This window comes from Paraburkholderia sp. SG-MS1, assembly GCF_012275575.1.
In the GTDB taxonomy this organism is placed as follows: domain Bacteria; phylum Pseudomonadota; class Gammaproteobacteria; order Burkholderiales; family Burkholderiaceae; genus Paraburkholderia.
Genome location: NZ_NPIH01000186.1, coordinates 1 through 3,521 on the forward strand (window position 1 = coordinate 1; position 3,521 = coordinate 3,521).

Genomic DNA, 3,521 nt, shown 5'->3' on the forward strand with positions numbered 1-3,521 from the left:
GTTGGAGTTGAAGTCGGTGTCGGGGTAGGCGTCGGCGTCGTCGCTGGCTGACCGCCACCCTCATCGCTCCCGCCACCCCCGCACGCGGAAAGCGTCACACTGGCGCTCACAAGCGCGCAGCAAAGTTTCTTGTTGAATAACGTCATGGCGTTGCCGTTCGATGAATGCACATGCCGTTTCATTGCAGAGTCTCCATGCGGACATTGGCGGGAACGAGCCGCGGCAGATAGGCCTTGCCGAAAAAGTAGCCTGTATGGCCGGCCGACTCGATATGGAACGCGCTGTTGTGCTGGACCATCGGGCCGATGCCTTGCGCGCGTCCTTCGCCGGGGTTGGCGAAGTTGGGGAAGTAGCTGCCGAGCAGTTCGCTCATGTCCGGGCGCACCGGACCTTGCCACGAGACGGCAAACACCACGTTGGTGGGCAAGACGTATTCGCGGATCGTCACGCCGTCGGCGTCCTTGGCCTCGCGCACCGTGTATGACGCCGCCGAAGCGCCGCTTGCCACCGACGACTGCAGCAACGACCGCGACGCCGTAACCACACGCGTACGTGCGACTGGCTGCGCGCCCAGTGCCGCGTAAGCGGCGAGCGGCGCCAGCGCCGCGAGCGCCAGTACGATCTTCAAAAATTTCATCTCAATGCTCCGGAAACAGATCGGAGCATGGTGCCCGTGGGCCGTTATTGGGATTGCACGAAAATTCCGAATGGAGAATGGGAAAGGGCGTTAGGTGGCGCGATCGGCTAGCGTCGCGCCCGCATTCATGCTGTCTTCAGAATGCGACAAACGGCCCGCTCCGTTCGCCGATCGTCACAGTGCCATTGCGCGAATAGAGGGTGCGGCTAGGGAAGAACGACAGTCCACAAAGGAGCACGCGGCTATCGGTGGAGACATGGAGTAACGGCCGACGTGGTCGAGCGCCGCATTGCCGGTTGCCTTCAGATGCTGGCCCTGCGCATCGCCGTCCCAGCTATCGAGGTGAATCAGCGGCTGCGTGAGGGAGATCACATCGCCGTTGCTGTTGCCGAAGAAGCGGGAAAGCGCTTGCCGAAATCGGTGTTCCGGCGGCTGCCAAAGCGATGCCGAGACTTGCGGCAGCAGTCTGGCGCGAGCGAGCGGCAGTTCTTCGCTGCTGGCGGCGAGCGCCTACGTCGTAGGGTCTAGACGAGCCGACGGCCTGCGCGGGCAACGGGTGAGACGCGCCGGCCAGCGTCAGCGCCAGAACGGCGCGCACATCGGCGCCCGCTGGCGCGTCATCGCGGCCGTGAGCTCAGTAGGTGGGAACGGACGGATCGACCTGACGCGACCACGCGTCGATGCCGCCTTGCAGATTGAACACGTTGGTATGGCCGCGCGATTCGAGGAACATCGCGACCTGGGCGCTGCGCGCGCCGTGATGGCAGACGCAGACGATCTGCGCGTCGTCGTCGAGTTCTTCGCTGCGCGCGGGAATTTCACGCATCGGGATCGACACGGCGCCGGCGATCGACGCCGTCTGCAGTTCCCACGGCTCGCGCACATCGAGCAGCACGGGCGCGGGACGCGATGTGTCGGCGAGCCATTCGGCGAGCGCCGGAGCGGTCAGATTTTGCATCAGCGGGACATCCAGTTCAGATGACGGCCGCGTGGCGGCCGTGCGGATCGACGTATAGCGATGTGTATCGCTTAAAACCTGAAACGCGGCGGCTGCACCGCGTTGATCAGCGGCTCGACATAGGTTTCGAACACGTCGGCGATACGGTACTGCTTCTCGTCGATACGCGTGATGATCTGCGCCTTCATGACCGGCGCGGTGCCGACGAAGGCCGCGAGGCGCCCGCCGATCTTCAGCTGTTCGAGGATTTCCTGCGGCAGCACCGGCAGGCCGCCCGACACGCAGATCACGTCGTAAGGCGCGGCGCCAGCCCAGCCGCGCGACGCGTCGCCCGTCACGACTTCCGCGTTCAGCACGCCGTTGGCGATCAGATTGTTTTTGGCCAGTTCCGCCAGTTCGGGCTCGATATCCACCGTGAGCACGTGCTGCGCGCGATGCGCAAGCAGGGCTGCCATGTAACCCGAGCCCGCGCCGATTTCGAGCACGCTTTCGTGCTTCTTCACCGCCAGTTCCTGCAGCACGCGCGCTTCGATGCGCGGCGCGAGCATGTGCTGGCCGGCCGGCAGCGGCACTTCGAAGTCGACGAAGGCCAGCTCGCGGTACGCGGCGGGGACGAAATTCTCACGTTTGACGATCGAGAGCAGATTCAGCACGTCCTGGTCGAGCACTTCCCAGGGGCGGATCTGCTGTTCGATCATGTTGAAACGCGCTTGCTCGATGTTCATGGTGGATTCGGCGGTTTTGGTTTGGCGAGCGGGCGACGAGCTTGACCGTGGGTTTGACCGGGGTTTGCCCCCGAGCCCGGCCAACGCCGCCGCTGACTTTTTGCTTCTGACCGGCCGCGTCGCGAAACGATTCGGATGCAAGCCGCGTCAGGGTAACTGCGGGATTGTACCAAATGGCGGCGGCCGGCCGGGTTCTCGAGGGCAGGGCGACGAGCTGCGCGGCACACGGCTCGCCGTCGCGCGAGGGCCCCCGTGTTAATCCCTAGCGATCCGTCCTTGCGCATCGTGCTTCGATCGCTCAAAAATGTAATCGATTACATTTTCGGCGCGAACTCACTTGACCAGATCGTCGTCCAAAGCAGCCCCGGCGGCCCTGTCCGGGACGCGACCCCAACCCGGGATTCGGCCGCTGCGCGCCGCCGATGGCCTGTCGATCGCCGGGGTGGCCGAGCAGGCGGGGGTTTCGGTGGCGACGGTGTCGCGCGTGCTGAACGGTCACGAGAACGTGCGGCCCGCGACGCGCGACAGGGTGCTCGCCGCGATCGACGCGAGCGGCTACCGCGTCAACGAACTCGCGCGCAACCTGCGCACCGCCGAGAGCCGGTTGCTGCTGACCATGGTGCCCGACGTCGGCAATCCGTTTTACGCGGAGATCGTGCGCGGCATCGACAGCGTCGCGCGTCAGCACGGCTACTTCATGCTGTTGTGCGACACGGGCGCCGACCCAGGGCGCGAGCGCAGCTACTTCGACCTGCTGCGCCGCCGCCGCGCCGACGGCGCGATCTGTCTCGACCCGGCCACCATCCAGCAGGCGCTCGGCGAGGCGTCGCACGCGCTGCCCTGGGTCGCGTGCTGCGAGTTCGATCCGGCGGTCGGCGTGCCCTACGTCGGCATCGACAACTACCGCGCGGCCGGCGACGCGGTGCGGCATTTGCTTGCGCGTGGCCATCGGCGCATCGGCCTGATCAATTCCGATGTCGATTACCTGTACGCGCGGCAGCGTCAGCAGGGTTATCTGGACGCGCTGACCGAAGCCGGCATCGCGCCCGATCCGCGCTGGCGCATGAACCTGAACAGCCTCGACTACCAGGCGGGCGCGTCCGCCGCCATCACGCTGTCCGGCCAACCGGACGCGCCGAGCGCGATCTTCGCGGTGTCCGACACGCTGGCGATCGGCGTGATCCACGGTTTGCGCAGCGTC

At 65.7% G+C, this 3,521-nt stretch carries 5 protein-coding genes and 1 pseudogene; 2 read left to right on the forward strand and 4 right to left on the reverse strand.

Going from position 1 to position 3,521, the window contains the following annotated elements:
- Positions 1-182: pseudogene (locus CIC12_RS33125) on the reverse strand (hypothetical protein); the annotation flags it as partial.
- The gene (locus CIC12_RS14215) at positions 179-637 is read right to left on the reverse strand and encodes a DUF2844 domain-containing protein (RefSeq protein ID WP_168664734.1); all 459 of its coding nucleotides are present in this window, start codon (positions 635-637) and stop codon (positions 179-181) included. The gene CIC12_RS14215 and the pseudogene CIC12_RS33125, both read right to left, overlap by 4 nt.
- Positions 638-910: 273 nt before the next feature.
- Here CIC12_RS14215 and CIC12_RS14220 point away from each other — a divergent pair, with 273 nt between their 5' ends.
- A complete protein-coding gene (locus CIC12_RS14220; RefSeq protein WP_168664735.1) occupies positions 911-1,165 on the forward strand; it encodes a hypothetical protein in 255 nt (84 codons plus the stop codon).
- A 106-nt stretch (positions 1,166-1,271) separates the two neighbouring features.
- Here CIC12_RS14220 and CIC12_RS14225 read toward each other — a convergent pair whose 3' ends face one another.
- Both CIC12_RS14225 and CIC12_RS14230 read right to left on the reverse strand, forming a co-directional pair.
- On the reverse strand, positions 1,272-1,595 hold the full coding sequence (locus CIC12_RS14225; protein ID WP_121316736.1) for a rhodanese-like domain-containing protein: 324 nt from the start codon (positions 1,593-1,595) through the stop codon (positions 1,272-1,274).
- A gap of 71 nt (positions 1,596-1,666) precedes the next feature.
- Positions 1,667-2,320, reverse strand: a complete 654-nt coding sequence (locus CIC12_RS14230; protein WP_168664736.1) for a protein-L-isoaspartate O-methyltransferase family protein — start codon at positions 2,318-2,320, stop codon at positions 1,667-1,669.
- 337 nt (positions 2,321-2,657) lie between these two features.
- Between CIC12_RS14230 and CIC12_RS14235 the strand changes: the two genes are divergently transcribed.
- Positions 2,658-3,521: LacI family DNA-binding transcriptional regulator (locus tag CIC12_RS14235; protein WP_168664737.1), on the forward strand; the 864-nt coding region annotated here is incomplete at its 3' end.

What these genes read in the sequence shown, in the direction of transcription:
- CIC12_RS14230 (WP_168664736.1), bottom strand. Translation starts at nt 2,320, where the DNA reads ATGAACATCGAGCAAGCGCGTTTCAACATGATCGAACAGCAGATCCGC.
- CIC12_RS14225 (WP_121316736.1), bottom strand. Translation starts at nt 1,595, where the DNA reads ATGCAAAATCTGACCGCTCCGGCGCTCGCCGAATGGCTCGCCGACACA.
- CIC12_RS14215 (WP_168664734.1), bottom strand. Translation starts at nt 637, where the DNA reads ATGAAATTTTTGAAGATCGTACTGGCGCTCGCGGCGCTGGCGCCGCTC.